29 protein-coding genes and 1 tRNA gene are annotated in these 26,387 nt (G+C 64.1%); 18 read left to right on the top strand and 12 right to left on the bottom strand.

All coding sequences use genetic code 11. The features are described from left to right. Positions 1-94: 94 nt before the first annotated feature. Positions 95-1,024, top strand: a complete 930-nt coding sequence (locus ABIB66_RS17160; protein WP_354255064.1) for a Bug family tripartite tricarboxylate transporter substrate binding protein — start codon at positions 95-97, stop codon at positions 1,022-1,024. Positions 1,025-1,064: 40 nt separating this feature from the next. Here ABIB66_RS17160 and ABIB66_RS17165 read toward each other — a convergent pair whose 3' ends face one another. Beyond that, entirely contained in the window at positions 1,065-1,772 is a 708-nt protein-coding gene (locus ABIB66_RS17165; protein WP_354208596.1) for a GntR family transcriptional regulator, read from the bottom strand. A 265-nt stretch (positions 1,773-2,037) separates the two neighbouring features. Between ABIB66_RS17165 and ABIB66_RS17170 the strand changes: the two genes are divergently transcribed. From ABIB66_RS17170 to ABIB66_RS17195, 6 genes are all read left to right on the top strand, one after another. Further along, a complete protein-coding gene (locus ABIB66_RS17170) occupies positions 2,038-3,024 on the top strand; it encodes an ABC transporter ATP-binding protein (protein WP_275174674.1) in 987 nt (328 codons plus the stop codon). Between the two features lie 42 nt (positions 3,025-3,066). Further along, positions 3,067-4,356, top strand: coding sequence for an ABC transporter substrate-binding protein (locus ABIB66_RS17175; protein WP_275174673.1), 1,290 nt, complete (start codon positions 3,067-3,069; stop codon positions 4,354-4,356). A gap of 4 nt (positions 4,357-4,360) precedes the next feature. Then, positions 4,361-5,320 (top strand): ABC transporter permease, encoded by a 960-nt coding sequence (locus ABIB66_RS17180; protein ID WP_275174672.1) that lies wholly within the window; start codon positions 4,361-4,363, stop codon positions 5,318-5,320. A gap of 3 nt (positions 5,321-5,323) precedes the next feature. After that, the gene (locus ABIB66_RS17185; protein WP_354208594.1) at positions 5,324-6,202 is read left to right on the top strand and encodes an ABC transporter permease; all 879 of its coding nucleotides are present in this window, start codon (positions 5,324-5,326) and stop codon (positions 6,200-6,202) included. Between the two features lie 4 nt (positions 6,203-6,206). Next, positions 6,207-6,938 (top strand): aspartate/glutamate racemase family protein, encoded by a 732-nt coding sequence (locus tag ABIB66_RS17190; RefSeq protein WP_354208675.1) that lies wholly within the window; start codon positions 6,207-6,209, stop codon positions 6,936-6,938. Positions 6,939-7,114: 176 nt separating this feature from the next. Beyond that, positions 7,115-7,609: a hypothetical protein gene (locus ABIB66_RS17195; protein WP_354208593.1), complete on the top strand. Its 495-nt coding sequence runs from the start codon at positions 7,115-7,117 to the stop codon at positions 7,607-7,609. Between the two features lie 179 nt (positions 7,610-7,788). On the opposite strand, the gene ABIB66_RS17200 is transcribed toward ABIB66_RS17195, so the two are convergent. The 5 genes from ABIB66_RS17200 to ABIB66_RS17220 form a co-directional block, all read right to left on the bottom strand. Beyond that, positions 7,789-8,151, bottom strand: coding sequence for a hypothetical protein (locus tag ABIB66_RS17200; RefSeq protein WP_354255065.1), 363 nt, complete (start codon positions 8,149-8,151; stop codon positions 7,789-7,791). Between the two features lie 102 nt (positions 8,152-8,253). Then, positions 8,254-8,553: a hypothetical protein gene (locus ABIB66_RS17205; protein ID WP_354208592.1), complete on the bottom strand. Its 300-nt coding sequence runs from the start codon at positions 8,551-8,553 to the stop codon at positions 8,254-8,256. 64 nt (positions 8,554-8,617) lie between these two features. Beyond that, entirely contained in the window at positions 8,618-8,791 is a 174-nt protein-coding gene (locus tag ABIB66_RS17210) for a hypothetical protein (RefSeq protein WP_354255084.1), read from the bottom strand. Positions 8,792-8,862: 71 nt separating this feature from the next. Continuing rightward, positions 8,863-9,393 (bottom strand): gamma carbonic anhydrase family protein, encoded by a 531-nt coding sequence (locus ABIB66_RS17215; protein WP_354208590.1) that lies wholly within the window; start codon positions 9,391-9,393, stop codon positions 8,863-8,865. Between the two features lie 88 nt (positions 9,394-9,481). Next, positions 9,482-9,811 (bottom strand): DUF6949 family protein, encoded by a 330-nt coding sequence (locus tag ABIB66_RS17220; protein WP_007611845.1) that lies wholly within the window; start codon positions 9,809-9,811, stop codon positions 9,482-9,484. A gap of 221 nt (positions 9,812-10,032) precedes the next feature. Here ABIB66_RS17220 and ABIB66_RS17225 point away from each other — a divergent pair, with 221 nt between their 5' ends. After that, a complete protein-coding gene (locus tag ABIB66_RS17225) occupies positions 10,033-10,740 on the top strand; it encodes a hypothetical protein (RefSeq protein WP_354208589.1) in 708 nt (235 codons plus the stop codon). A gap of 15 nt (positions 10,741-10,755) precedes the next feature. Here the strand turns inward: ABIB66_RS17225 and ABIB66_RS17230 are convergent, their stop codons facing one another. Together ABIB66_RS17230 and cysE are read right to left on the bottom strand one after the other, a co-directional pair. Further along, positions 10,756-10,974 carry a DUF3126 family protein gene (locus ABIB66_RS17230; protein ID WP_007602550.1) on the bottom strand — a complete coding sequence of 73 codons (219 nt, stop codon included), beginning with the start codon at positions 10,972-10,974 and terminating at the stop codon, positions 10,756-10,758. Positions 10,975-11,124: 150 nt separating this feature from the next. Beyond that, entirely contained in the window at positions 11,125-11,949 is an 825-nt protein-coding gene (cysE, locus tag ABIB66_RS17235) for a serine O-acetyltransferase (RefSeq protein ID WP_007602549.1), read from the bottom strand. A gap of 274 nt (positions 11,950-12,223) precedes the next feature. Here cysE and ABIB66_RS17240 point away from each other — a divergent pair, with 274 nt between their 5' ends. Continuing rightward, on the top strand, positions 12,224-13,597 hold the full coding sequence (locus ABIB66_RS17240; protein ID WP_354255066.1) for a hypothetical protein: 1,374 nt from the start codon (positions 12,224-12,226) through the stop codon (positions 13,595-13,597). On the opposite strand, the gene ABIB66_RS17245 is transcribed toward ABIB66_RS17240, so the two are convergent. Both ABIB66_RS17245 and ABIB66_RS17250 read right to left on the bottom strand, forming a co-directional pair. Further along, a complete protein-coding gene (locus tag ABIB66_RS17245) occupies positions 13,583-14,338 on the bottom strand; it encodes an alpha/beta fold hydrolase (RefSeq protein WP_354208587.1) in 756 nt (251 codons plus the stop codon). The genes ABIB66_RS17240 and ABIB66_RS17245 overlap by 15 nt on opposite strands. A gap of 35 nt (positions 14,339-14,373) precedes the next feature. Further along, a complete protein-coding gene (locus ABIB66_RS17250) occupies positions 14,374-15,510 on the bottom strand; it encodes a hypothetical protein (protein WP_354208586.1) in 1,137 nt (378 codons plus the stop codon). 304 nt (positions 15,511-15,814) lie between these two features. On the opposite strand from ABIB66_RS17250, the gene ABIB66_RS17255 reads away from it, so the two are divergent. Further along, a complete protein-coding gene (locus tag ABIB66_RS17255) occupies positions 15,815-16,060 on the top strand; it encodes a zinc-finger domain-containing protein (RefSeq protein ID WP_007602543.1) in 246 nt (81 codons plus the stop codon). 19 nt (positions 16,061-16,079) lie between these two features. Beyond that, complete coding sequence (locus tag ABIB66_RS17260; RefSeq protein WP_354255067.1) at positions 16,080-17,282, top strand: FAD-dependent monooxygenase; 1,203 nt, start codon at positions 16,080-16,082, stop codon at positions 17,280-17,282. 15 nt (positions 17,283-17,297) lie between these two features. On the opposite strand, the gene ABIB66_RS17265 is transcribed toward ABIB66_RS17260, so the two are convergent. Continuing rightward, positions 17,298-17,726, bottom strand: coding sequence for a twin-arginine translocation pathway signal (locus tag ABIB66_RS17265; RefSeq protein ID WP_354255068.1), 429 nt, complete (start codon positions 17,724-17,726; stop codon positions 17,298-17,300). 172 nt (positions 17,727-17,898) lie between these two features. Here ABIB66_RS17265 and ABIB66_RS17270 point away from each other — a divergent pair. The 3 genes from ABIB66_RS17270 to ABIB66_RS17280 all read left to right on the top strand — a co-directional run bounded on the left by ABIB66_RS17270 (position 17,899) and on the right by ABIB66_RS17280 (position 19,594). Next, positions 17,899-17,987 (top strand) — tRNA-Leu (locus ABIB66_RS17270). A 159-nt stretch (positions 17,988-18,146) separates the two neighbouring features. Then, a complete protein-coding gene (locus ABIB66_RS17275) occupies positions 18,147-19,397 on the top strand; it encodes a multidrug effflux MFS transporter (RefSeq protein ID WP_354208584.1) in 1,251 nt (416 codons plus the stop codon). A 20-nt stretch (positions 19,398-19,417) separates the two neighbouring features. After that, on the top strand, positions 19,418-19,594 hold the full coding sequence (locus tag ABIB66_RS17280; RefSeq protein ID WP_354208583.1) for a hypothetical protein: 177 nt from the start codon (positions 19,418-19,420) through the stop codon (positions 19,592-19,594). 88 nt (positions 19,595-19,682) lie between these two features. Here the strand turns inward: ABIB66_RS17280 and ABIB66_RS17285 are convergent, their stop codons facing one another. After that, positions 19,683-21,290, bottom strand: a complete 1,608-nt coding sequence (locus ABIB66_RS17285; RefSeq protein ID WP_354058451.1) for an ABC transporter substrate-binding protein — start codon at positions 21,288-21,290, stop codon at positions 19,683-19,685. 268 nt (positions 21,291-21,558) lie between these two features. Here ABIB66_RS17285 and ABIB66_RS17290 point away from each other — a divergent pair, with 268 nt between their 5' ends. From ABIB66_RS17290 to ABIB66_RS17305, 4 genes are all read left to right on the top strand, one after another. Next, complete coding sequence (locus tag ABIB66_RS17290) at positions 21,559-22,689, top strand: M20/M25/M40 family metallo-hydrolase (RefSeq protein WP_354208582.1); 1,131 nt, start codon at positions 21,559-21,561, stop codon at positions 22,687-22,689. Positions 22,690-22,857: 168 nt separating this feature from the next. Then, on the top strand, positions 22,858-23,799 hold the full coding sequence (locus tag ABIB66_RS17295; protein ID WP_275170173.1) for an ABC transporter permease: 942 nt from the start codon (positions 22,858-22,860) through the stop codon (positions 23,797-23,799). A gap of 20 nt (positions 23,800-23,819) precedes the next feature. Beyond that, complete coding sequence (locus ABIB66_RS17300; protein WP_247497687.1) at positions 23,820-24,707, top strand: ABC transporter permease; 888 nt, start codon at positions 23,820-23,822, stop codon at positions 24,705-24,707. A 14-nt stretch (positions 24,708-24,721) separates the two neighbouring features. Next, positions 24,722-26,371, top strand: coding sequence for an ABC transporter ATP-binding protein (locus ABIB66_RS17305; protein WP_354255083.1), 1,650 nt, complete (start codon positions 24,722-24,724; stop codon positions 26,369-26,371). Positions 26,372-26,387: the final 16 nt, after the last annotated feature.

Below are 26,387 nucleotides of genomic sequence, written 5' to 3' on the forward strand. Positions count from 1 at the left end.
GGTGGCTGCCGGCTGCCCAATGACACAGGGAAAAGGGGAGGCCGAAGTGCGGAGATCCGCGAGAATTTGGGCTGCCGCGATTGCATGCCTGACGATGGCCGCTTCTGAAACGGCTTGGGCCGAAGCCTGGCCGACCCGGGCAATCAGGATCGTCGTCTCCACACCGGCAGGCGGCATCACCGATGCCTTCGCCCGCGCCTATGGCGACTACATCTCGCAGAAGCTTGGCCAGCCGGTCATTGTCGAAAACAAAACCGGAGCCAGCGGTGCGCTGGCCGCACAGTCGGTGAAGGATTCTCCGGCGGACGGTTACACGCTGATGTACACGATCTCGTCCACCTTGCTCGGTAACCGGCTGCTGCTGAAATCGCTGGCCTATGATCCGGACAAGGATTTCACGATCGTCGCGGTGACGCCTTCGGGGCATCTGCCGCTGGTGGTCCATTCCGCCACGAATGCAAAGACGATCGAAGAGTTCGTCGCGTACGCCCGTGGCAACAAGGTCACGGCCGGCTCGTACGGGATCGGCTCGTTCGCGCACATTGCGATCGCCGAGCTCAACCGACAATTCGGTCTCGACATTTCCATCGTGCATTACCGCGGCGAAGCGCCGATGTGGCAGGATTTGGCCGCCGGGGTGATCCAGGCGGCGGTCGGCAGCTATCAGGCCGCGCTTCCGGTGCTCGACACCGGCGTCGGCCGCCCGATTGCGGTGCCGACACCGGTGCGCATGAAGAAGCTGCCCGAGACCAGGACGTTTACCGAACAAGGGGTCACCGGCAGTGTCTTCCAGCTCACCAGCTTTACCGCGCTGGTGGCGCCCGCTGCGATGCCGGCAGACCGGATCGACATGCTCGCCAAGCTGATGGTCGAAGGCGGCAAGACGGAGCGCGTGCAGAAGCTGCTCGATGCTTTCGGCGTCGACCAGCCGGCCATGGATCGCGCATCCTCGATTGCGCTCTACGAAAAGGAAGGGCCGGTCTGGCTCGAGTCGATCAAGACTCTCGGGTTGGAGCCGCAATAGCCGCGGCCGCGCCCAACGGGGCGCGGACGCCTCGTTGCGCTCACGCCCCGAGCACGTCCGCCAGCCGCAACTCGTCGGCGGCGGGATCCTTCAGGAACAGCTCGGCCTCGATCTCGTTCAGATGCGACAACATCTGCGCGCGCGCTGCTTCCCTGTCGCACTTGCGGATCGCGGCGACGATCCCGGCGTGATGATCGGTGCCGCAGGCCGGCGTGTCGTGCCGGCGGTAGAGCAGGATGATGAGCGAGGAGCGCGCGATCAGCTCCTTGAGAAAACCGAGATAGATGCTGTGGCCACTCATCTCGGCGACGAGTCGATGGAAGTCGCCGGAGAGGCGGACCGAAGCACGCGCATCGCCACGCAGCTCCGCCTCGCGTTCTTCGGCAAGATGCCGCTGCAGACGCCCGATCCAGGCCGGCGACACCGCGTCAACGGCGTGATCGACGATCGTCGGCTCGATCAGGCGGCGCGCCTCGAACACTTCCCGGGCGTCCGCAGGCGTCGGCCGCGCGACGAAGGCGCCGCGGTTCTTCTCGATGTTGACGATGCCTTCATGCGCGAGCTGTTGAAGCGCGGTGCGCACCAGCGTTCGGCTTGCGCCGTAGATCTCGCCGATCTCGTCCTCGCCGAGTTTCGTGCCGGGCAGCAGGCGATGTTCGAGGATCGCCGCAGTCACGCCTTCCCGGATGCGGCTGACGCGATCGCTCGCATCTGGCGCGTCGGATTTGGGTCGGGACTTGGCAGCCATGAATGTGAGGGCTCGATCGTCGAAGATGGCGTCGAATCCTAATCGACCAGCTGTATCCAATCACAGGCGAAACTTTATACAATCCGCGCCTGTTTTGTGTGCACGCAACTGCGAAGGCCACGAGCCGCCCACGCCCATGAGATTCGATCTAACGATCTGACTCCGCTGCACTGTTTTGGAATTCGGCCGGCCGAGAACGATTCAAGCGCGATTGGCATGGACCTTGCGGAGAGAGGCGCAGCATCGCCCTCGCCCCGGACACGCCATGGCCACTCCCGCCGCTCTCGAACTGGTCGCCGTCAGCAAGCGCTACGACACGACGCTGGCGGTCGACACCGTCAATTTGAAGATCCCGGCCGGCACCTATTGTTGCCTGCTCGGCCCCTCCGGCTGCGGCAAGACCTCGACCTTGCGCATGATCGCCGGCCACGAGGCCGTCAGCGAGGGCGACATCATCCTCGGTCCGCAGAACGTGACCGATCTCGAACCCGCCAAGCGCGGCACGGCGATGATGTTCCAGTCCTACGCGCTGTTCCCGCACCTCACCGTGATCGACAACGTGGCGTTTGCCCTGAAAATGCGCGGCATCGACCGGGCGACGCGGCACAAGCGCGCCGGCGAGTTGCTCGAGCTGGTGGCGATGACGCCCTACGCGGCCCGGCTCCCCGCACAGCTCTCCGGCGGCCAGCAGCAGCGCGTCGCGCTCGCCCGCGCGCTGATCACCGAGCCGCAGATCCTGTTACTCGACGAGCCGCTCTCGGCACTCGATCCGTTCCTGCGGGTGAAGATGCGGGGCGAATTGAAGCGGCTGCAGCGCGAACTCGGCATCAGCTTCGTTCAGGTCACGCACGGCCAGGAAGAGGCGATGGCGCTCGCCGACCACATCGTGGTGATGAACCAGGGCAGGATCGAACAGCAGGGAAGTGCCCGCGATATCTTCCATCATCCCCGCACCGAATTCGTGGCGCGCTTCATTGGCGGTCACAACGTCCTCAGCGACGCAGGCAAACTCATCGCCGTGCGCGCCGATCAGCTCGGCATCGTGCCGATCGCCGACGGCGCGGTCGGCGCGCCGGCGCTGCTGACCCAGACCGAGTACCAGGGCTCCTACATCGCCGTCTCGCTCACGCTCGAAGACGGGACCGCCCTGTTCTCCCACCTTCCAGAGGCCGCCTTCGACGTCCACCAGTTCCGGCCGGGCGATCGCGTGCTGGCCACCTGGGATCCCGCCAAGGCGCAACGTCTGCAATAGCGCCGATCAATCACCGGAATGCGCAACAGAGGAGTGACTGATATGACCGAAACGACCAGGAAGAAGGGCCTTAGCCGCCGCACGCTACTCAAGAGCACCGCAGGTCTCGCCGGACTTGCCGCCGGCTCCGGCGCCATCACCGGCTTTCCCTATGTCATGTCGGCCGAGCCGAAGGTGCTGCGCTATCTCGGCACCGCCGTGAACGAGGGCGACGACATCTCCAAGCAGTGCCTGAAGGACACCGGCATCAAGATCGAATACATCACCGCGACCACCGACGACGTCACCAAGCGCGTGATGACCCAGCCGAATTCCTTCGACGTGCTGGACACCGAATATTTTTCGCTGAAGAAGATCGTCCCGTCAGGCAACATCCTTGCCCTCGACGCCAGGAAGATCAAGGAATTCGACAACATCACGCCCGTCTTCACCAAGGGCCAGACGCCTGGCGGCAAGAAGATCGGCAGCCAGGGCACTGCGCCTTGGAAGGTGCTCTATCTCGAAGGCAAGGACTCCAAGAAGTTCGCGACGTCGGCGACCGAATTCGTCACCCTGATCCCGACCGTCTACAACGCCGACACGCTCGGCATCCGCCCCGATATCATCAAGCGTCCGATCAGTTCGTGGTCGGAGCTGCTCAATCCCGAATTCAAGGGCAAGGCCTCGATCCTCAACATCCCCTCGATCGGCATCATGGATGCCGCGATGGTCGTGGAAGCCTCCGGCAAGTACAAATATGCCGACAAGGGCAACATGACCAAGGAAGAGATCGATCTCACCATGAAGGTGATGACCGAGGCCAAGAAGGCCGGTCAGTTCCGCGCCTTCTGGAAAGACTTCAACGAGAGCGTCAACCTGATGGCCTCGGGCGAGACCGTCATCCAGTCGATGTGGTCGCCGGCGGTGACGAAGGTCCGCTCGATGGGGATTGCCTGCACCTTCCAGCCGCTCAAGGAAGGCTATCGCTCCTGGGCCTCGGGCTTCTGCGTCTCCAAGGGCGTCTCGGGTGCGAAGCTCGAATGGGCCTATGAGTTCGTCAACTGGTTCCTGTCCGGCTATGCCGGCGCCTATCTCAACCGCCAGGGTTACTACTCAGCCGTGCTCTCCACCGCGAAGGCGCATATGGAGCCTTACGAGTGGGCCTACTGGATGGAAGGCAAGGCGGCCGAGAAGGACATCAAGGCGCCCGACGGCTCGCTGCTCGAAAAGGCAGGCGCCGTGCGCGACGGCGGTTCCTACGAGGACCGCATGGGTGGCGTCGCGTGCTGGAACGCCGTGATGGACGAAAACGACTACATGGTCCGCAAGTGGAACGAGTTCATCGCGGCGTAATCTGATGGACACGTCGGAGGACATCCTGCAACAGGCATCCCCGGACCTGGTCCGGGGATCGGAGACGGCGCGCCGCAGCAAAGCGGCGCGGCTGTCACCCTCGTTCATCTCCTGGCTCCAGGCCGGGCCGATGATGCTGGTGTTCCTCGCCTTCTTCCTGATCCCGCTCGTCTTCGTCGTCATCGTCTCGTTCTGGGACTACAACGAATACCAGTTGCTGCCGGCCTTCTCGGGCCGCGGCTACACCGACACGTTTGAAGGCTGCATCGCGCAGCTCCCCGATCTCTGCACCATCGCCAAGACTTATCTGAAGACGCTGAAGCTCTGCTTCCTCGTGTGGATCATCACACTCTTCATCGGCTTCTGGGTCGCCTACTTCCTCGCCTTTCACGTCAAGTCGAAAACCTGGCAGATGGGACTATCGCTGCTCTGCACGATCCCGTTCTGGACCTCCAACGTGATCCGCATGATCGCCTGGATTCCGCTGCTCGGGCGCAATGGCCTGGTCAACTCAGGCTTGGTGAAGACGGGGCTGATCAACCATCCCGTTGAATGGCTGCTGTTCTCCGAATTCTCCGTGGTGCTGGCGCTGGTTCACCTCTTCACCTTCTTCATGGTAGTGCCGATCTTCAACTCGATGGTGCGCATCGACAAATCGCTGATCGAGGCCGCCTATGACGCCGGGGCGACCGGCTTCCAGACGCTGGTCAACGTCATCATCCCGCTTGCCAAGCCCGGTATCGTGATCGGCTCGATCTTCGTCATCACCATCGTGATGGGCGACTTCATCACCATCGGCGTGATGGGCGGGCAGCAGATCGCGGCCGCCGGCAAGATCATCGAGACGCGGGTGAACGCGTTGCAATTCCCGGCAGCGGCGGCCAACGCCGTGATCCTGCTCGTCATCACGTTCCTGATCATCACCATGATGTCGCGCATCGTCGACATCAAGAAGGAGCTCTAGAGCATGAAGGAAGGACGCCCGCGCTCTTTCTACGTGCTCGCGATCTTCTTCGCGGCCTATACGCTGTTTCTCTACGGCCCGATGATCGCGATCTACGTGCTATCGTTCCAGGGACCGCAGGGCGGCCTCACCTTCCCGATGAACGGTGTGTCGACTTTCTGGATCGCAAAACTGTTCCAGGGCACCGGCATCGTCGATCTCGGCGCGGCCTTTCGCCGTTCGCTGCTGCTTGGCATTATCGTGATGATCGTCACCGTCGTGCTGTCGGTCGCCGCCGGCATGGCGTTTCGCCGCAAGTTCAAAGCGCAAAGCATCCTGTTCTACTCGGCGATCGCGAGCCTCATCGTGCCCTCGATCATCACCTCGCTCGGCATCTCGCTTGAATTCCGCATCATCGACGATCTGATCAAGGGCACCATCAACGAGAATTTCGAGACCTCGATGGGCCTGCTCACCTCGGGCCTGGGTGCACATCTGACCTGGACGCTGCCGTTCGGCCTCCTCATCATGTTCGCGATCTTCAACCGGTTCGATCCCAGGCTCGAGGAAGCCGCGCGCGATCTCGGCGCAACGCCATGGCAGGCCTTCCGTCATGTCGTGCTGCCGATCATCCTGCCCTCCGTGATCGGCATTGGACTGTTCGGCTTCACGCTGTCATGGGACGAACTCGCCCGTTCCAGCCAGGCGATCGGGGCGGTGAACACGCTGCCGCTCGATCTCCAGGGCCTCACCACCACCGTGACGAACCCCGACATCTATGCGCTCGGCACCGTGATCTCGGCCGTCTCGTTCACGGTGATCGCGCTTGCGCTTGGCACCATCCACATGCTCAACAAGCGGCAGGCGGCCAAAGGCTCGGACGCCGGCAAAGGGCTTGTCTGATCTGATGCGGCTTCACGTCGTCAATCCCAACACCACTGCGGCCATGACGGTGAAGATCGCCGCTGCGGCGCGAAGCGTCGCCCTGCCCGACACCGTGATCGATGCGCGCCAGCCCACGATGGGCCCGGTCTCGATCGAGGGATTTTACGACGAGGCGTTCGCGGTGCCGGGCATGCTCGGCTGCATCCGCGAGGCCGATCGCGACGGCGCGGATGCGCATATCATCGCCTGCTTCGACGACACGGGCCTCGACGCCGCGCGCGCCGCGGCAAGGGCACCCGTGATCGGCATTGGCGAGGCCGGCTTCCACATGGCGAGCCTGATCGCCGCGCGCTTCGCCGTGGTGACGACGCTCGGTGTCTCCATCGTGCCTATCGAGCATAATTTGCGGAAATACGGCCTCGCCGAACGCTGCGCCCGCGTCCGCGCCGCCGAGGTGCCGGTGCTCGCGCTGGAGGAGCGCAACACCGATGCGCTCGCAAAAATCTCCACCGAAATCACAGTCGCGATCCGCGACGACCGTGCAGAGGCCGTGGTGCTCGGTTGCGCCGGCATGGCCGATCTCGCCAATGAACTCGCCGCCGTGCACGGCCTGCCCGTGATCGACGGCGTCGCCGCCGCAGTGACTTTGGCGGAATCACTGGTGCGACTGGGACTGAAGACCTCCCGGCTCGGACCCTATGCGGCGCCGCGCTCGAAAACCTATTCTGGTCCGTTTTCGCCGTTTCAGCCCTGATCTCTGCCTCTGACGGGCGCTCGGATGCCCTAAGGCATCCTGATTGCTGGTTTTTTTGCTCTTGGCCTCTTTTTGGTCCCATTCCTTGCCGAAACGTAACGCTTTCGGGACACCCGGCGGCCTCAGGGTTGCCGGTCTTCGCCACTCACCAAGTTTCAATTTGGGTTTTGTCAGCGATGATCGATCTCGCAGAGGACACACGGTCCCATCCCCTCCTTCGCCTTGGCGCCCAGCCCATCGCGCTGACCGCCGCCGCGCTCCTGCTGCTGATCGCCGGCGTGACCTCGATCGCGATCTGGCGCGCCTATACCGGCTCAGCCCCTGAGACCGACCGGGTGGTGGCGTCGCGGCAGCTTCAGGCTCGCACCGCACAAGCATCCGAGCAGCTGGTCGAGAAGACCAAGGGGCTGGAGGCAACCCAGCAGGAATCGATTGACCAGCTCCAGGTCGTGCAAGACCAGCTCCAGAGTGTGAAACGCTTGCTCGCATTCCAGCAGGCCGACACCAAGCGTCTGTCCGAGCAGGTCACGACACTCAACGAGTCCATCGACGGCCTGCGGCAATCCTTTGCCAGCGCCCGAGCAACCGAGGCGGAGACTCCCTCGGTTACCCGCAGGAAACCTGCACGGCATCGTGTCCATGCCAGTGCACGCAAGCGCTCGCGCAGCTGAGCAGCCGGCGCCGCCGCCTTAAATTTTTTGAACTTGTGAACTGGATCACATTCGCCCGTATGATTCCAAGCGATGCTCGCCGTTACCGGATGGCGTGAGCCGATTTCAATGTCCGGGGCTGGCAAGGTCGTTGACGGTATATTGCGTCAACGGCCTTGTTTTTTAACGGGCGCCGCCGCCTATTCGCAAACATCCACGGGGCGGATGCGCCAGCCCGACGGCGTCATGACGCGCTTGCGCACGACGTAGCAGCCGCCATAGCCGCCATCGTCGTAGCCGGTACCATAGTAATACGAATTGCCGTAATATGGTTGGCCGTAGCCGTAATAGCCGCCGTAATAACCCGCGCCGGCAATACCCGCCCCGATGGCGATCCCCGGCCAGAAGCCGCCGCCGCGCCAATGGCCGCCGTGACCCCAGCCCCCGCCGTGGCCCCAGCCGCCGCCCCCGTGGCCGAAACCGCCCCGCGCCTGGGCCGCCTGTGGGGCCGACAGCCCGATTGCCGCGACGGCCAGCGCCGCCATCATCATCCTGCGTAACATCACTCGATCCTCCGCGTGGACACGCTCCACGCTCAAAGCAGGACCAAGCTAGCGTCCGCTGGGCATTCGGGACAGCCACGCTGCCTCACTTCCGCGCGAGCATCAGCAGCCGCGGCAGATGCTCTTGAGCTTCTTGTCGAGGAGCCGGTTCTCGGCGTTGACGGCGGCATCACTGCTCCCGCCTGCACCGGTCCCGGTGGTGGCGCCGGGTGCATTCGCACCGGACGATTGGGCGGTACCCAGACTGTTGGTGCCAGGCGCGGGAGCCGGAGAATTGGCCACACCTCCGGCCGATCCCGCAGAGCCGCCGGTGGCTTGCGCGAACGATACGGCCGGCATCGCGGCAAGGGCGAAGCTCACGATCACGGTCTTGATTGAACGGGTTGTGGGCAATCTGGCCATTGAAATTCTCCTTCGCCGGTCAACCGCCGCAGCAATGACCGGTTCCGGAACAAATGCCGTCGCATCAGCTTGAAACCGGGAAGGCGGGCACGATCACGCGCAAGCTGATCTTCTGCTCCGGAAACAGAAAGGCGCAGTCACGATGAACGATCGCGATGCTTTTGCAGAAGGCGAACGCGCGGCGTGTAAGAACATTCCGGCGGAAGCCAATCCGTACCAAGACGGCAGCGACGAGCACGCCCTATGGTCCGCGGGGCACGAGAAGGTCGCAAGCGCACTAGAAGCGCGTGAGTCCGAAGGAAGCTGAGCTCACCCGATCCGCTTGAAGCCTTTCGTGAAGCGCGGGCCGTTCGCGACGTAGAACTTCGCCGCGCTGCCCATCTTCTGCACCTGGGCGTCGTCGAGCGTGCGGATCACCCGCGCCGGCGAACCGATGATCAGGGACCGTTCGGGGAACTCCTTGCCCTCGGTGATGACGGAGCCGGCGCCAACGATGCTGTTGCGGCCGATCCTGGCGCCGTTCATCACGATGGAGCCCATGCCGACGAGAGCGCCCTCCTCGATCGTGCAGCCGTGCAGGATGACGTTGTGGCCGACCGTACAGTTCCTGCCGATGTGAAGCGGAAAACCGAGATCGGTGTGGCAGGTCGAGCCGTCCTGCACGTTGGACCCCTCGCCGATCTCGATCCACTCATTGTCGCCGCGCAGCACCGCGCCGAACCAGACGCTCGCGCCTGGCTTCAAGCGCACGCGGCCGATCACGGTGGCGGTCTCCGCGATGAAGTAGTTGCCGTCGGCGGGAAGATCGGGCGCCTGCCCGTCGAGCTCGTAGATCGCCATGAGGGTCTCCTGTCGCGTCAACCCCAGCCATAGCGAAACGGCAGCCTCGACGCAAAGGGCCGCCGCGCAGGCAGCCCTACAGCGCGCATCAGACCAGAACGCCGGCCGCGCGGAGCGTCATCAGGAAGAAGGTGCCGCTCATCATGCTCCAGAAGCCGGCGATGACGGTCGCCATCATCACGAATTCGACGCGGCGGCTCTCCAGCTGCCTTCCGCGCAAGGTGTTGCGCATGATGATGAAGGGCGCCGCGAACACCAGAAACGGAACCGCCGCGAAGGTCTTCGGCGCCACGCCGTCCTGCAACAGACCGAAGCCGGCGGGCCGCTGTGCGACCGTCTGGTATCCGCTCACGAGCGCCCCCGCGAGCGCGAAACCGATGCCTATCGAGAAGAATGTATTGAGAGCTTCAGGTGTCATCGGAACGGTCCGCCCTTACGCAACGCCAGAACCTTCCTGTGACAAAGAGTGCCGGTTAACGCTACATTATCCTTAAGGGAAGGTTAACGCCGCCGGCCGTTCCACGCAGGCCCCTCTCCCTTCCCTGCAGCCGGTGAACGCTCCGCGAAATCACCGCCGCGTGGCATATTCGCCGCTGATTCGTCGGCCGTCGGCCGACTTCCGGCTCATTCGCGCGGGTCATGACACTGTTTTCGGCAATCTCCCCTCAATCCCCCCGGACGCGCACCCGGGCCCACGTGGTCCCGATCGTGCTCGGCGGCATTGCCGCGGTGTGCGCCGTCGCGCTCGTCGCCTATTTGTTGTGGCCAACTTGGGGCCCGAGCGGCGCGAGCGCCCCGGCCAAGCTGCCGGTGAGCGTCGGCGGCACGCTGTTCAACCTGCCGACCAACGCGATCCGCATGAAGATCCAGCGCCACTCCGGGCCGCAGGAGCGGATCGACCTCGACTTCCTGTACCCTTCGCTGCAGCCGCCGGGCGCGCCGAAGCACGTCACCGCCGATAGTGTGGATGCGGCGATGCAGCCGATCGACCGCATCTTCCTGTCGATCGCCGCGCATCGCGATGCGCTCTCGCCCGAGCAGCGCACGGCCACGATCTATCCGCGCTATCTCGACCAGGCCGCGGCAATGCCCCAGGACGGGCTGACGATGCGGACGTTCCGCGCCGACACGCCTTACGGCAGCGAGGATCTCTATTCTGCCGCAAGTCCGGCGCTGACCGCCCGCTGCACGCGCGATGGGGTGACGCCCGGCATGTGCCTCGCCGAACGCCGCGTCGGCGGCGCCGACCTCACCTTCCGCTTTCCGCGGAGCTGGCTGTCGCAATGGCGCGATGCGGCGGAAGCGATGGACCGGCTCACCGCGCAGTTGCGCGGGCCGCGAACTTAACACTCGTGGCGACGGTTATTCCTGATCGACGAGATCGTCCTCGAGGATCGCCATCTGGAACTGGAACGAGCGATCATCGTCCTCGTCGTCGACGAAGAGCACGCCGATGAATTCCTCGCCGATATAGACCTCGGCGGAATCATCCTTCTTCGGCCGCGGCACGACGCGAATCTTCGGATTGCCGAATACGCGCTTCAGATACGCGTCGAGCTTCCTAACTTCCTTGACGTCCACGGCAAGTCTCCAATCGAAATCTGGGTTGGCGCGGGTTTTAGGACGAGACGCGACCAACCGCCAGCATGAATTGCCAAAGAATTTCGGGGACGAAAGGGGCGAAAATCCGCCCCTTGCGACAAGCTCGAAGTCCCGCCTCAGAGTCCCATCTCAGAGTCCCATGGCGTTGATCATCTGATCCATGGTGCGCGACGGCTCGGCGCAGCCGGCTTCGCCGACGACCTTGGCGGGCACGCCTGCGACCGTCACGTTGTGCGGCACGGGTTTGACCACGACCGAGCCCGCCGCGATGCGCGCGCAATGACCGATCTCGATATTGCCGAGGATCTTCGCGCCGGCGCCGATCAGGACGCCGTGACGGATTTTCGGATGGCGGTCCTCGTTCTCCTTGCCGGTGCCGCCGAGCGTGACGCCATGCAGGATCGAGACGTCGTCCTCGATGAGCGCAGTCTCACCGCAGACGAAACCGGTGGCGTGGTCGAGGAAGATGCCGCGGCCGATGCGCGCGGCGGGATTGATGTCGGTCTGGAATACCGCAGACGCCCGGCTCTGCAGATAATACGCGAAATCCTTGCGGCCCTTCAGATAGAGCCAATGCGCGAGGCGGTGGGTCTGGATAGCGTGAAAGCCCTTGAAATAGAGCAAGGGGTCGATGAAGCGCGAGGTCGCGGGGTCGCGGTCGTAGACGGCGACGAGATCGGCGCGGAAGGCGTTGCCGAGATCGGGATCGTCGCGCAGCGCCTCGTCGTAGGTCTGGCGCACGAGATCGCCCGACAGCGCGGAGTGATCGAGCCGGTCGGCGACACGATGGATCACCGCATCTTCCAGGCGGCTGTGATGCAGCACCGTCGAATAGATGAAGGTCGCAAGCTCCGGCTCGCGATGGACGATGTCCTCCGCTTCGCCGCGGATCCGATCCCAGATCGGATCAAGCGTTGCGAGCTTTCCTCCCGGATTGACCTGATGCACTGCCATGAGATCTGCTCTTTCGAATTGGCTCGTTTCGCTGGTTCTATAACACAGTCTAGGCGACAAAGTCCTGACGGGCTTGCCTGAGAGTGAACAGTGCGTTGTCCCGCCAAGGCATGCCAACGCGTTGAATCAAAACAGTTTCTCCGACACCCCAGGCGGCGAGGTCGGCTCAAAATGGTCAGGGTTTCGCCAAATTCAAGCCGGGCGGCGTCAAACTATTGGTGAATTCCGCATCAACCGTTATTGCAGGCATGGTCCGAGTGAGGACGGAGCGGATTTGACCATCACCACCGATCATGCGCGCGCGGGCGCCGTGGGCTCACTTTGGCTGCGGCTCGCCGCGGTCGCCCTGCCGCTCCTGATGATCGCGCCGGCGTTCTGGAACGGCTATCCGCTGTTGCAATGGGATACCGGAGGCTATCTGGCGCGCTGGTACGAGGGCTATCTCGTCCCGAGCCGCTCCACCGTGTTCGGCATCTATCTGCACTATGGCGAGAATTCTGGTTTCTGGATCAACCTCGCGGTCCAGTCGCTGGCGACGCTGTGGCTGTTGCAGCTCACCTTGCGCGTGCTCTCGATGATGCAGACGTTCCGCTTCGTCGCGATCAGCCTGCTCCTGATCCTGTCGACCGCACTTCCCTGGCTTGCGAGCATGTTGCTCACCGACATTTTTGCAGGCCTGTCGGTGCTGTCGCTATTCCTGCTGGTCATCGGTGGGCAGCGGACCTCGGTGCTCGAAAAAATCTCGCTGTTCGTCTTCACCGCCTTTGCCGCCGCGACCCACAGCGCCACGCTCGGCGTGCTGCTCGGTCTCTGCGCCGTCGGCTGGATTGCGCGGCCGTTGCTGGGGCGCCGGCTTCTGATCGCCGGATTGGCTCAAGCGAGCCTCACCGTCGTCGCCGGTGGCCTGATGCTGGTGTCGGCGAATCATGCATTGTCGGGCAAATGGACATGGACGCCCGGCGGCACCGGCGTCGCCTTCGGCCGCATGATGCAGGACGGCATCGTTGCGCATTATCTCAATGACCATTGCCCGCGCGAAAAGCTCAAGCTCTGCCCCTATCGCGACCAATTGCCGGCGACCGCCGACGAATTCCTGTGGGGCAAGAGCATGTTCAACACGCTCGGCCGCTTCGAAGGCATGAACGACGAGATGGGCACCATCGTCGTGGGTTCGCTCGCCGACTATCCGGCCTGGCAGGCCGGCGCGGCGTTGCGAGCGATGGGCCAGCAATTCCTGCATGTGGCGACCGGCGAAGGCACCAATGGCTGGATCCCGCACACCCGCGGCATCATCGAACGCTATATCCCCTCACAGGCCGCGCCAATGCGCGCCGCGCGCCAGCAGCACTGGTGTGTCAATTTCGACTACGTCAACTGGCTGCACGTTCCCGTTGCACTGGCCTCGATGCTGGCCCTGGTCGTGCTGCTCGCGCATGCGCTCGCGAACCGCCGGCTTGACGGCCTGACGCTGCTGGCGGCGACGGTGACTCTGGCGCTGCTCGGCAACGCCTTCATCTGCGCCGTCATCTCCGGCCCCCATGATCGCTACGGCGCGCGAATGGTGTGGGTTGCGACCTTCACAGTCCTGATGGCGCTGTTTCGCTCGTTCGGCGATGAGGCCGCGGACGAGACCTCAGCCGCGGCGTGACAGGAAATCGAGCACGCCGGTCTTGTAGACCTTGTCGCCGACCGCCCGCATGTGATCGCGGTTCGGGATGTCGAGCACTTCCGAACCCGGGATGATGGCGCCGAGTGCGCTGGCCGAGCCCGCGACGTCGTCGCTGCTGCCGACCGCGATCAGCACGGGCACGTCGATGCGCGCGGCTTCGTCCGTCGTCATGAGATCGCGCGTGCCGCGCAGGCAGGCGGCCAGCGCCTTGCGGTCGGAACGGGTTTGGTCTGCAAAAGCACGAAAAGTTCGGCCGACGGGATCGGTGACGTCGTCGAGCGAGGGCGCTTCCAGCGCCTTCGCGACGTTCTCGCCGGGCCCGGTGCCCTCGATCAGGCCGCCGATGCCGATGCCGCCAAGGATTGCCGAACGCAGGCGCTGCGGCTCCTTGAGGGAGAGCCAGGCCGTCATCCGTCCGCCCATCGAATAGCCCATGAGATCGGCCTGCGGGATGGCGAGGTGATCCATCAGCGCGAGCACGTCGCCGGCCATGGTCGGGATCGAGTACTGCGCGGGCTCGTAGAGCTTGGCGCTTTCGCCATGGCCGCGATTGTCGAGCGCAATGACGCGGCGGCCGTTCTTGCGCAGCTCCGAGACCCAGGTCGGATAGACCCAGTTCACGTTCTTGCTGGAGGCAAAGCCGTGCACCAGGATGATCGGATCGCCCTCGCCTTCGTCGAGATAGGCAATTTCAACGGCGCCGTTGTGAAAGCTCGGCATCATCAGTTCCGCAAATCTTGAGGTGAAGAGGTACCTTAGGCCGAGAGGGCAGCGCTTGCCAGAACGGCTTCGGCGGAGATCCGGGCCTGGCGAAGTCGCCGCGCCCGTCTGCGATCGCACCAGGCCTGGGTCAGGCGCTCCGTGGTCGCCTTGATCGAAGACAACAGGCCGAACAGCGTCAGGGCTGCACCGAACAGCCAGAGTGCAAGATTGAACGCACCGCCGATCAGTAGCAACGCGCCGCGGCCGAGCAGCTTCAGGATCGCGCGCGTCTTGCCGCCCTGCGCTTCCGCGAGCCGCACCGCGCGTGCGACGTCCTTGGGACCTTCGGCGATGCGCAAGCTATCCATCGCGCCGCGCGTGCCGGTCTTCTCGACGACGCGCGTGACATCCTTGCCAAGCCGAACCAGCGCGCCAGCCTTCTCGGCGCGGAACGCTGCCTTGATTGCGCTCAAGGTCTGGCCCGGCCGCAGCACCGAGCCGGATGCAACCGCGTTCTGCAGCATCGGCGTATCGACGACCTCGCGCGCGGACCGGCCGGCCCAGGCCGCCAGTCCCTCGCCAAGCCGGCCCACCTTGCGCGCGTCCTTCACCAGCGTCAGCCCGGCGCGAACCGGCGCGGCACCGCCAACGGAGACGTAGGTCACGGCCGTGACCGCGAGACCCGCGGCGGCAAGGCCCAGCACCAGGCGATCGGTCTCCTCGCCCATGGCGAGGTGCTTGCCCTCGCGCACGATGTCCCTGATGTCGCCGATGACGAAGAGATCGCCGGCCACGGTTCCCGACAGGCTCGCAACATCGTCCACGCTGCCGGTGACGAGACCGGTGGCAAACCGTTTTGCGAAATGCGAGGTGGAGTTTTCGGCTTTGACTGCGTCGCTGACACGGCTCAGGAGGTCGTCAGGCAGCGCGATGTTGCGGTCGCGCGCCAACGCGACAAAACTGTCGGCGAGATCGGCATCGCCCGATGCGAGCGCGGCCTCGATGTTGTCCTGAATCAGGCGGTCGTTGTGCCGCAGCAGCGCGTCGAGCTTAATCTCGGACAGCGCGGCGGGATCGTCCCGGGCGGCCAGAATCGCGCCGGCCTCGCGGGCATGCGGTGCTACCTGCGCGAGCATGAAGCCGCAGGCCACGATACCGGTCAACGCTGTGCTGATTCGCAACCACTTCATGCGGAGAGCCTGGACGGTCCTAAGATCGTTGACGCCTGACGGTTCGTCTTTCGTCGCAATTACGCTCGTCCACAGACATAGTATGCCAAAATTGCGACACAACGTCCCCGACGAAAGAAGGGCTTCTCTCAGGCCGCAAGATTGTGTCGAATTTGCATGAGCAAATGAGCATGGGGCATTGCGGAGCTTTCGGTTCCGCTGGACTAGCAATCATCTGTACCCGCCAGTATGGTCCGCGGCGCCTTAATAATGCCGCGTCAGTCGTGATTGTGTCTGCCGCCATTGCCACTCCAGGATGAGTACGATGTCCGACCATGTCGTCCCGCACTTCCACAACGATGCCGGTGTCCCCGTCATCGAGATCGGCTCGCAAGAGTTCATGTGCGTGGGCGCCAACCCTCCGTTCGATCATCCGCACGTCTTCCTCGACCTCGGCAATGACAACGAGATCATCTGCCCCTACTGCTCGACGCTGTACCGTTTCGCCGCCGACCTGAAGGCGGGCGAAGCCCGTCCGCCGGAATGCGTCCTGAAGGACAAGGTGGCCTGACCGCTTCCATCGGCCAGGGGTGGCGCTCTCCCGAACGATTGTCATCGCCGGTGCCGGCATAGGTGGACTGACGGCTGCGCTTGCGCTCGCGGCCCGCGGCTTCCGCATCGTGGTACTGGAAAAGGCCGAGCGGCTCGAGGAAGTCGGCGCCGGTCTGCAACTCTCTCCCAATGCCAGCCGCGTGCTGGTCGAGCTCGGCCTCACCGAGCGCCTCAAGCTGCGCGCCGTGATCCCGGAGGCGGTCTCGATCATGAGCGCGCGGGCCGGCGGCGAGCTATTGCGCATGCCGCTGGGAGAAGCCGCCGCCGCGCGCGCCGGCGCCCCCTATTGGGTGGTGCACCGCGCCGATTTGCAATCCGCCCTCGCTGGCGCAGTCTCCGACCATCCCGATATCGACCTGAAACTTGGTGCGACCTTCGAAGACGTCGCGCCTCACGCCAAGGGGCTGACGGTCGTCCATCGCAGCGGCACGATCCGGCGCAGCGATCTCGCCAGTGCGCTGATCGGCGCCGACGGCATCTGGTCGACGGTGCGCCAGCATCTGTTTCCCGAGGTGCAGCCGCGCTTTTCCGGGCTGATCGCCTGGCGCGGCACGCTCGATGCGACGCAACTGCCGAAGGACTACACCGCGCGCCGGGTCCAGCTCTGGATGGGCCCGAATGCCCATCTCGTCGCCTACCCGATCGCGGGCGGACGCCAGATCAACGTGGTCGCGGTGCTGCCGGGCACCTGGAACAGACCGGGCTGGAGCACGCCCGGCGATCCCCGCGAGGTGATGGACGCCTTCGCCGCGCCGGGCTGGCCGCCAGCGGCGCGCATGATGCTCGCCACGGTCGATAGCTGGCGGAAATGGGCGCTGTTCGGCGTGCCTGACGACTGCCCCTGGAGCAAAGGGCCGGTCGCGCTGCTCGGCGACGCCGCGCATGCGATGCTGCCGTTTGCAGCCCAGGGCGCCGGCATGGCGATCGAGGACGCCGCGGTGCTCGCGCAGCATTTGAGTCTTGAGATCGCCGAGAGCACCGCGGGCATCACAGCTGCGCTGAAACAATACGGCCGTATGCGTCAGGCGCGCGTGCGGCGGGTGCAGCGGACCGCGCGGCAGCAGGGCCGCATCTATCATTTCACTGGGCCGCTGGCCTACGCACGCGATCTTGCGGTCCGCGCGCTCGGCCCGGAACGCATGCTGGCACGACAGGACTGGATCTACGGTTGGCGGCCCTGATGCGAGGCGCTGGTTTCAGCGCACTGCTCGTGTCGATTTCGGGCCAGGCTTGATCGGGCCAGGATTGGCTGCCGGCGCGGCGGCCGGCGTCGCCTCGGGCGGCGTTTCCCGGCACTTGTTGCGGCGCCAAGCGTCATCGGCCATCTGCGCCTGCCCGCGTACCGCGATGTATTCGTTGCGATAAGCAAGCTCCGACACGACGGCGCCGCCCGCGCCGGTCTGTGCCTTGTCCATCAGTCTCTGCAAATCACCGGTTCGGTTGGCGAGCGACTTGCGCTCGCCCTCGAGCTGCTTGCAATCGTACAATTCGTACCTGGCGGGATCGGCAAATGCCGGAGCGACGGTCTCGCTCATGCCTGCGCAGCCGGACAGCACGAAGCCGGCCGCGAGCAGCGCGACGGCCACGCAGCATGTACGCAGGCGATATTGGATCAAAGCAGCCATGTCGGATGAATAGTCCCCGTCGATTGAGAATGCCTAAAGCAACAACAGATGTCCGGATTGAGGCTTTGCCTTGTGCCGCCTGCTCGCCTAAGGAAGTACCGCCCCTCCGGCCTGCAAACGCCAATTCCAGACCGCCGGTAAGGGACTTAAGTGACTGATCTCGTTGGATCAAGCGGGCATGGCGGAATTGGTAGACGCAAGGGACTTAAAATCCCTCGGTGCGCAAGCACTGTGCCGGTTCGATTCCGGCTGCCCGCACCACGAGAGCTGCGCGGATGATCCCACCGAACGACGCGGCCGCGAGCGTTGATCCCTCATCAATTCTGCCTGCTCCTGCACCGCCTGCCAGCCATCCCGAAACATCGCTTGTGCAACGCAGCATTGGAGGTAGACAAGTCCCTCAAATCAGAGGTGAGCTTCTTGTCCGACGTCAATGCCGACGATTGGGTGTCCTCGGGACACCGACCGATGGGTTTCCCCGAATTCGTTATCGTGATCGCGTCAATCATGGCGCTGAATCCGCTTGCGATGGATATGATGCTCCCGGCGCTGCCCAATATCGGGTCGGCCTTCAATATCCCCGTCGCCAACCATCTTCAGCTGGTGCTGTCGACCTTCCTGATCGGCTTTGGCGCGGGGCAGTTCGTCATGGGTCCGCTGTCGGATCGCTTCGGCCGCCGCCCGGTGCTGCTTGGCGGGATGGCGGTCTATGCGGTGGCGAGCGTGCTGGCGATTGCCGCGCCGTCGTTCGAAACGCTGCTGCTGGCACGCGCACTGCAGGGCTTCGGCACCTCGGCCACGCGCGTGATCGCGACCTCGATCGTGCGCGACTGTTACGTCGGCCGCCGCATGGCGAGCGTGATGTCGCTTGCGATGATGATTTTCATCGCCGTGCCCGTGATCGCCCCCTCGTTCGGACAGGCGGTGCTGCTGGTGACGCAATGGCGCGGCATCTTCGTCGTGCTGATGCTCTACGGTCTGCTCGCGCTTGCATGGTCCGTGCTGCGGCTTCCGGAGACCTTGCCTGAGAGCGAACGCAGGTCACTTGCGCCGGCCGACGTGCTCACGGCCTATTGGCAGACCGTGACCCATCGCCAAACCCTCGGCTACGCGCTCGCCGCCGGTAGCGTCATGGGCGCGCTGTTCGCCTACGTGTTTTCGGCTCAGCAAGTTTTTGTCGGCATCTATCATCTCGGCCATTATTTTCCGCTCGCCTTCGCCGCGATCGCGGCCGGCACCGCCATTGCCGGCTTCCTCAATGCAAGATTCGTCGGGACCCTCGGCATGCGCGTGATCTCGCACGGCGCGCTGACACTCTACACCGCGGTGGCGGGCGTGATGCTGCTGACCGAAAGCCTCGGCGCGTTGCCGCTTCCCCTGTTCATGGTGCTCTCGGCACTCATGATGTTCTCGTTCGGCATGATGGTTGCCAACTTCACCGCACTCGCCATGGAGCCGCAGGGCCACATCGCCGGCACTGCGTCCTCGCTCTACGGCTCGATCACCACGCTGATCGGCATCGCCGTCGGCATGGCGATCGGACAAAGCTTCGACGGCACGCTGCTGCCGTTCTCGGTCGGCTTCTTCGTGTCGTCACTCGCCGCGCTCGCGATCGTGCTGGTGGTGGAGAGGGGACGGCTGTTCAAGCCGCATCATCGCGCCATCGGCTGAGGAACTTGGCGGCGCTCTCGATGTTGTACCGCAACATTCGAGAGGAAGGCGAGATGGAACAAGAGAGCAGATTCGATCAGCCCGCGCGCGAGATCGAGCGGCCCGCCCCGCGGCAACCGGTTTCTGAGCAGCAGCCGGACAGAAGCCTGCCGTTCGCAGGTGAAGGGCTCGAGCAGCTGCGTGACAGCCACTGCTAGAAGAGGTCGAGCCAGTACCGCCTCATGGAAACGACGCCGTGGAGAGATCCACGGCGCCGTTTCTCTTTTCAGACCAGGAGCCTTTGCGCTACTCCGACTTGTCGACGTTCCAGAACAACGGGGTCGCGGGACCGTCGAGCACGCCGGTCAGCGATTTGCGCCAGCCGCTCGGCAGGAGATACTGCCCCAGCGGGATGTAGATCACCTGCTCATAGGCTTCCTTCTGGATGTCAGCAGCGATCTTCTTCTGATCGTCGAGCGAGGCGGCGCGAACGAAGTCGTCCTTGAGCTTTTCGATCTTGGCGTTCTCGGCCCAGCCGAACCAGCCCTTCTTGCCCTGGCCGCCGATCGAGAGATTGGCGATCGGGTTGGAGACGTCGGCTGCGACCCAGTTCGTGAAGAACATGTTCCAGCCGCCCTCCTTCGGAGGCTTCTGGCTGGCGCGGCGGCTCACCACCGTCTGCCAATCGGTCGCTTGCAGGTCGACTTTGAAGCCTGCCTCACGCAGCAACTGAGCCGCAACGATCGGCTGCGCCTTCAGCGTGGTGACATCGCCGGGGGCCATGATCACGATCGGGGTGCCGTCATAGCCGGACTCGGCGAGCGCCTTCTTGGCTTCGGCCATGCCGTTGCCCTTCACCAGCGTCTCCCCGCCGACTTCGGTCGCGAACGGCGTATCGCACACGAAGAAGGCACCACAAATCTTCTGATATTTGGCGTTGCCGACGAGCGCGTCGAGAACGTCCTTCTGGTTTATCGCCAGAAAGGCAGCACGGCGCACTTTGACATTATCGAACGGGGGATGAAGGAAGTTCATCCGGCCGAGCGTCTGGAAACCGAACTTGTTGGAGACCTCGATGGTGATTTCCTTGTTCGCCTCAAGCAACGGCAGCATGTCGTAGGGCAGATTTTCCATGAAGTCGATGTCGCCCGACTGCAACGCGTTCACCGCGGTCTGCGAGTCCGGCATGGTGATCCACTCGACGCGGTCGACCTTCACCACCTTGCCGCCGGAGGTCCAGCTCGACGGCTCCTTGCGCGGCATGTAGTCGGTGTTCTTGACGTAGACCGCCTTCACGCCCGGCTGGAATTCCGACTGCACGAACTTGAAAGGACCCGAGCCGATCTGCTCGGGGATCTGCTTGTCCGGCGGCGTCTCGGCGAGGCGCTTCGGCATCATGAAGGCAACGCGGGAGGACGGCTTGCCGATCGAGTCGAGCACGAGGCCGTAGGGCTCCTTCAGCTTCAGCGTGATGGTCTTGGCATCGGTCGCTTCGATGCTCGCAGTGAAGTCGAGCAGTTTCTGCCCCATGCCGTCGACTGCGGCCCAGCGCTTGAGTGAGGCAACGCAGTCCTCCGCCGTCACCGGCGCACCGTCATGCCACTTCAGGCCGTCGCGTAGCGTGAACGTGTAGGTGAGCTTGTCGTCGGAGATCTTCCAGTCCGCCATCTGCGGCTGGATCTTGAAGTTCGAATCGGGCGCCACCAGCGTGTCGTAGATCATGTAGCCATGGTCGCGCGTGATGTAGGCCGTGGTGAAGATCGGATCGATGATGCGCAGATCCGAATGCATCACCGCCGTGATGGTCTTGCCGGCCGCAAGCACCGGCGAGGCCAGTGCGGTCGAAAGCGCGACGACCGACAGCGCAAGTTTGGAGGCGAACGCGCGAGGCCCCCGGCGCATCAACTTAAACATAAAAAGTTCTCCTGACGTGAAACTGTTCAAAGGCAGGTTATCGATTGAGCATCCGGTTCGTTCTTTAGGCGAACTAACCTCATGCAATGCCTTTATCTTTCGAGACTTGCAGACAGTGCCGAGCGCGTCAATCCGGTTTCGCTGCAAGCCCAAGCGGCGCGCGCACGGGCTCCACAAGGATCGGTTTGGCTCTACAACGCTCTCCGCCTGTCCTGCTCCACGGCAATGCAATCCGCGTTCCATGTTCCGAAGCCCGAGAGACATTGAGATGAATCCAGCCAATCTTCCTTTCGATTCCGAAGCGATGCTCCAGGGCCTGCGCGGCTGGGTGGAATGCGAAAGCCCGACCTGGGACGCCAGCGCCGTGAACCGCATGCTCGATATCGCGGCGCGGGAGATGGCGATCATGGGTGCGACGATCGAGCGCATCGCCGGTCGCCAGGGTTTTGGCGGCGTGATCCGGGCACGCTTTCCGCATCCGAAGCAAGGCGAGCCCGGCATCCTGATTGCCGGACATATGGATACCGTCCACCCCACGGGCACCATCGAGAAGCTGAAATGGCGGCGCGAGGGCAGCAAGTGCTACGGACCCGGCATCTACGATATGAAGGGCGGCAATTATCTTTCGCTGGAAGCGATCCGCCAACTGGCCCGCGCCTCGTTCACGACGCCGCTGCCGATCACCGTGCTGTTCACGCCCGACGAGGAAGTCGGCACCCCCTCGACGCGCGACATCATCGAGGCGGAAGCCGCGCGCAACAAATATGTGCTGGTGCCCGAGCCCGGCCGCGCTGACAACGGCGTCACCACCGGACGTTACGCCATCGCGCGGTTCAATCTCGAGGCGACCGGCAGGCCCAGCCACGCCGGCGCGACCTTGTCGGCGGGCCGCTCGGCGATTCGCGAGATGGCGCGGCAAATCCTCGCCATCGACGCGATGACGGGCGAGGACTGCACGTTTTCGGTCGGCGTCGTGCACGGGGGGCAATGGGTCAATTGCGTTGCCACGACCGCCACCGGCGAAGCGCTTTCGATGGCAAAGCGCCAAGCCGACCTCGATCGTGGCGTCGAGAGGATGCTGGCGCTCTCCGGGACAACCAATGACGTCACCTTCAAGGTGACGCGCGGCGTGACACGTCCGGTCTGGGAGCCCGATGCCGGCACCATGGCGCTTTATGAAAAGGCGCGCGGGATCGCCAGGTCGCTCGGCGCGGAACTGCCGCATGCGAGCGCCGGCGGCGGCTCCGACGGCAATTTCACCGGCGCAATGGGCATCCCGACTCTCGACGGCCTGGGCGTGCGTGGCGGCAACGGCCACACGCTCGAAGAGTATATCGAGGTCGAAAGTCTAGCCGAACGCGGCCGGCTCATGGCGGGGCTGCTCGCGACTCTCGAGTAATGGGGCAAGCCACGTCACCCAAACCGGGCCAGGTCACCAAAACCAGGTGACCGCACTGCAAAAACCGTGGCCCGGATGGCATGGGAATTGCTGAAATGTTAGGCTGATGGCAGAACCCCAGGCTCCAGCCGCTGTCTCTGATTTGACTCTAATCTGACGGGATCCAACTTGCTCGGATATCTCCTTCGCCGAATTCTCGCCGCCGTGCCTGTGATGGGCGTGGTGGCGCTGTTCGTCTTCCTCCTGCTCCGCCTCACCCCGGGCGATCCCGCCGCCATTCTTGCCGGCGACAACGCCACGCCGGAGCGGCTCGAGCGGATCCGCACCTCGCTCGGTCTCAACGAGCCGCTGATCGTGCAGTTCATCACGTGGCTGAACAAGCTGCTGCATGGCGATCTCGGAACGTCACTCATCTCCAACCTTCCGGTGATGAAGATGATCGGCCAGCGGGTCGAGCCGTCGATCTCGATCGCGCTGTCGACCATCATCCTCGCCGTCATCGTCGCTGTTCCCCTGGGCGTGATCGCGGCGTGGAAGCACGGCACCTGGATCGATCGCTTCGTGATGGGCCTGTCGGTGCTCGGCTTCTCGGTGCCGGTGTTCGTGGTCGGCTATGTCCTGATCGAGGTCTTCGCGATCGACCTGCGCTGGGTGCCTGTGCAGGGCTTCCGCAGCATCTCGAACGGTTTTGGGCCGTTCTTCGAGCGCATCATCCTGCCCACCTGCGCGCTGTCCTTTATCTACATCGCATTGATCGCGCGCATGACGCGCGCGGCGATGCTCGACGTGCTCGGCGAGGACTACGTCCGCACCGCGCGTGCGAAAGGCATCAACGAAGTCGCCGTGATGATGCGTCATGCGCTACGCAACGCCGCGGTGCCCGTGATCACGGTGATCGGTACCGGCTTTGCGCTTTTGATCTCCGGCGTGGTCGTCACCGAGAGCGTGTTCAACATCCCCGGCATCGGGCGCCTTACGGTGGATGCGGTGCTGGCACGCGACTATCCGGTGATCCAGGCGATGATCCTGCTGACGTCGCTGATCTATGTCGTCGTCAATCTCCTGATCGATGTCGCCTACACGCTGCTCGATCCCCGGATCCGGTACTAGGGCTAAGGATAACAACAAGAATGTCGGTCGATACCCTTCCCCAGTCGTCCATCCCGATCACGTCGCCGCTGCGGCCGCGCCTCGGATTCCTGACCTCGACGCCGATCATCGCGGCAGCGACCATCTGCCTGGCGTTGGTCGTGCTGATTTCGATCCTGGCGCCGTTGATCGCGCCGTATGATCCGATCCAGCTTGCGCCCTCGCAGCGACTGAAGCCCTCTTCCGCGCAATTCCTGCTCGGCACCGACGCCTATGGCCGCGACCTGCTGTCGCGCGTCATGTATGGCGGACGCATCTCGCTTCTGATCGGCATCGGCTCAGCGATCATGTCGATCGTCATTGGGTTGGCGATCGGCCTGGTCTCCGGCTTCTTCAAGCTGGTCGATTCCGTCATGATGCGAATCATGGACGGCCTGATGGCGATGCCGAGCATCCTGCTGGCAATCGCCGTGGTGTCGCTGTCCGGCGCCAGCCTCTGGACCGTGCTGATCGCGATTACGATCCCCGAAGTTCCGCGCGTGGCACGCCTGGTGCGTTCGGTCGTGCTATCGGCGCGCGAAGAGCCCTATGTTGAAGCGGCGATCTCGGTCGGCTCATCCCTGCCGAAGATCATGTGGCGGCATTTGATGCCGAACACGATCGCACCGCTGATCGTCCAGGGCAGTTACGTCTGCGCGTCCGCGATCCTCACCGAGGCCATCCTCTCCTTCCTCGGCGCCGGCATCTCGCCGGAAACGCCGACCTGGGGCAACATCATGGCCGAGGGCCGTCAGTACTTCCAGCTCAAGCCGACGCTGATCTTCTGGCCGGGCCTGCTGCTCTCGATCGCCATCCTCAGCATCAATTTGATCGGCGACGCCGCCCGCGACGCACTCGATCCGCGCATGAAGCAGCGGGAAGGCAAATGATGACCGATCAAGTGATGACCAGCCCGATCCTCGACATCAACAACCTCGTCGTCTCCGTCGGCAAGAAGCCGAATGCCGCAAACATCATCGACGGCATCTTGATCCAGGTGCACGAGCGCGAGACGCTGTGCCTCGTCGGCGAAAGCGGCTCGGGCAAGTCGGTGACCTCGCTGACCACGATGGGTCTGCTGCCGAAGGGCACGCTGATTCCGACCGGCGGCAGCGTCAAGCTGGTCGGCGAGGAGATTCTCACCGCGACCGACCGCCGCCTGCGGCAACTCCGCGCGACCCGGATGGCGATGATCTTCCAGGAGCCGATGACGGCACTCAATCCGGTGATGCCGGTCGGCCGCCAGATCGACGAAGTCCTGCGCGCGCACACCAAACTCGATGCGAAGGCGCGCAAGAAGCGCATCCTCGACATGATGGAGCAGGTGCGCCTGCCCCAGGTCGAGCGCATCTTCGCCTCCTACCCTCACCGACTCTCCGGCGGTCAGCGCCAGCGCATCATGATCGCGATGGCACTCGTGCTCGAACCGAAGCTGCTCATTGCGGACGAACCGACCACCGCGCTCGACGTCACAACGCAGAAGCAGATTTTGACCCTGATCCGCGACCTCCAGCGCGATCACGGCACCGCCGTGCTGTTCATCACCCACGACATGGGCGTGGTCGCCGAAATCGCCGACCGCGTTGCGGTGATGCGGCAGGGCCGATTGGTCGAGACCGGAACGCTGGATTCCATCCTGCGCAATCCGACCATGGAGTACACCCGCAACCTGCTCTCCGCAGTGCCGAGCCTGGTGCCGCGCGCGGCGCGGCCTGAGACCAAGGAACCGGTGGTGCTGGAAGCCAACGAGCTTGGGAAGGTCTACCGCGAGCGCGCGTTCTTCGGTAAAGGCCGCGAAGTCGTCGCCGCCGACAAGGTCACGCTGACGCTGCGCAAGGGCCGTACGCTCGGCATCGTCGGCGAGAGCGGCTCGGGCAAATCGACCGTGGCGCGCTGCATCGTCCGCCTGATCGACCCGACCTCCGGCGGCGTGCGCCTTTCCGGCCGCGAGATCTCGGACATCTCGCGGCGGCTGTTGCAGCCGCATCGGAAGAAGATCCAGATCGTGTTCCAGGACCCCTACCGCTCGCTCAACCCGCGTGTCACCGTCGGCGAAAGCATCGCGGAAGGCCCGATCAATTACGGCATGTCGCATGCCGACGCAATGAAGCGTGCCCGCGAGTTGCTCGAGCTGGTCGGCCTGCCCGCCGATGCGGTCGGGCGCTATCCACACCAGTTCTCCGGCGGCCAGCGTCAGCGCATTGCGATCGCCCGCGCGCTCGCGCTCGATCCCGACGTGCTGGTCGCGGACGAGGCGGTCTCCGCCCTCGACGTCTCCGTGCAGGCGCAGGTGCTGGAACTGTTCGACGAGATCCAGAAGCGGCTCGGCATCGCCATCCTGTTCATCACTCACGATCTGCGCGTCGCAGCGCAGATCTGCGACGAGGTCGTGGTGATGCAGCACGGCCGCGTCGTCGAGCAGGGCCCGGCCGCCGAAGTGCTGACGCATCCGAAGGAGGCGTACACCAGAGCCCTGCTCGAGGCAGCGCCGGGCCGCGGCTGGGATTTTGCGAACTTCCGGCCGGTGTCGGAGGGCGTGGCGGCCACGGCATAGCAGCATGCTCCGGCGT

Origin of the sequence: Bradyrhizobium sp. F1.13.3, assembly GCF_040548265.1 — a bacterium.
Taxonomy (GTDB): domain Bacteria; phylum Pseudomonadota; class Alphaproteobacteria; order Rhizobiales; family Xanthobacteraceae; genus Bradyrhizobium.

Coding starts and splice junctions, on each gene's coding strand:
- ABIB66_RS17160 (WP_354255064.1), top strand. CDS start 95: ATGGCCGCTTCTGAAACGGCTTGGGCCGAAGCCTGGCCGACCCGGGCA.
- ABIB66_RS17165 (WP_354208596.1), bottom strand. CDS start 1,772: ATGGCTGCCAAGTCCCGACCCAAATCCGACGCGCCAGATGCGAGCGAT.
- ABIB66_RS17170 (WP_275174674.1), top strand. CDS start 2,038: ATGGCCACTCCCGCCGCTCTCGAACTGGTCGCCGTCAGCAAGCGCTAC.
- ABIB66_RS17175 (WP_275174673.1), top strand. CDS start 3,067: ATGACCGAAACGACCAGGAAGAAGGGCCTTAGCCGCCGCACGCTACTC.
- ABIB66_RS17180 (WP_275174672.1), top strand. CDS start 4,361: ATGGACACGTCGGAGGACATCCTGCAACAGGCATCCCCGGACCTGGTC.
- ABIB66_RS17185 (WP_354208594.1), top strand. CDS start 5,324: ATGAAGGAAGGACGCCCGCGCTCTTTCTACGTGCTCGCGATCTTCTTC.
- ABIB66_RS17190 (WP_354208675.1), top strand. CDS start 6,207: ATGCGGCTTCACGTCGTCAATCCCAACACCACTGCGGCCATGACGGTG.
- ABIB66_RS17195 (WP_354208593.1), top strand. CDS start 7,115: ATGATCGATCTCGCAGAGGACACACGGTCCCATCCCCTCCTTCGCCTT.
- ABIB66_RS17200 (WP_354255065.1), bottom strand. CDS start 8,151: ATGTTACGCAGGATGATGATGGCGGCGCTGGCCGTCGCGGCAATCGGG.
- ABIB66_RS17205 (WP_354208592.1), bottom strand. CDS start 8,553: ATGGCCAGATTGCCCACAACCCGTTCAATCAAGACCGTGATCGTGAGC.
- ABIB66_RS17215 (WP_354208590.1), bottom strand. CDS start 9,393: ATGGCGATCTACGAGCTCGACGGGCAGGCGCCCGATCTTCCCGCCGAC.
- ABIB66_RS17220 (WP_007611845.1), bottom strand. CDS start 9,811: ATGACACCTGAAGCTCTCAATACATTCTTCTCGATAGGCATCGGTTTC.
- ABIB66_RS17225 (WP_354208589.1), top strand. CDS start 10,033: ATGACACTGTTTTCGGCAATCTCCCCTCAATCCCCCCGGACGCGCACC.
- cysE (WP_007602549.1), bottom strand. CDS start 11,949: ATGGCAGTGCATCAGGTCAATCCGGGAGGAAAGCTCGCAACGCTTGAT.
- ABIB66_RS17245 (WP_354208587.1), bottom strand. CDS start 14,338: ATGCCGAGCTTTCACAACGGCGCCGTTGAAATTGCCTATCTCGACGAA.
- ABIB66_RS17250 (WP_354208586.1), bottom strand. CDS start 15,510: ATGAAGTGGTTGCGAATCAGCACAGCGTTGACCGGTATCGTGGCCTGC.
- ABIB66_RS17255 (WP_007602543.1), top strand. CDS start 15,815: ATGTCCGACCATGTCGTCCCGCACTTCCACAACGATGCCGGTGTCCCC.
- ABIB66_RS17265 (WP_354255068.1), bottom strand. CDS start 17,726: ATGGCTGCTTTGATCCAATATCGCCTGCGTACATGCTGCGTGGCCGTC.
- ABIB66_RS17280 (WP_354208583.1), top strand. CDS start 19,418: ATGTTGTACCGCAACATTCGAGAGGAAGGCGAGATGGAACAAGAGAGC.
- ABIB66_RS17285 (WP_354058451.1), bottom strand. CDS start 21,290: ATGTTTAAGTTGATGCGCCGGGGGCCTCGCGCGTTCGCCTCCAAACTT.
- ABIB66_RS17290 (WP_354208582.1), top strand. CDS start 21,559: ATGAATCCAGCCAATCTTCCTTTCGATTCCGAAGCGATGCTCCAGGGC.
- ABIB66_RS17300 (WP_247497687.1), top strand. CDS start 23,820: ATGTCGGTCGATACCCTTCCCCAGTCGTCCATCCCGATCACGTCGCCG.
- ABIB66_RS17305 (WP_354255083.1), top strand. CDS start 24,722: ATGACCAGCCCGATCCTCGACATCAACAACCTCGTCGTCTCCGTCGGC.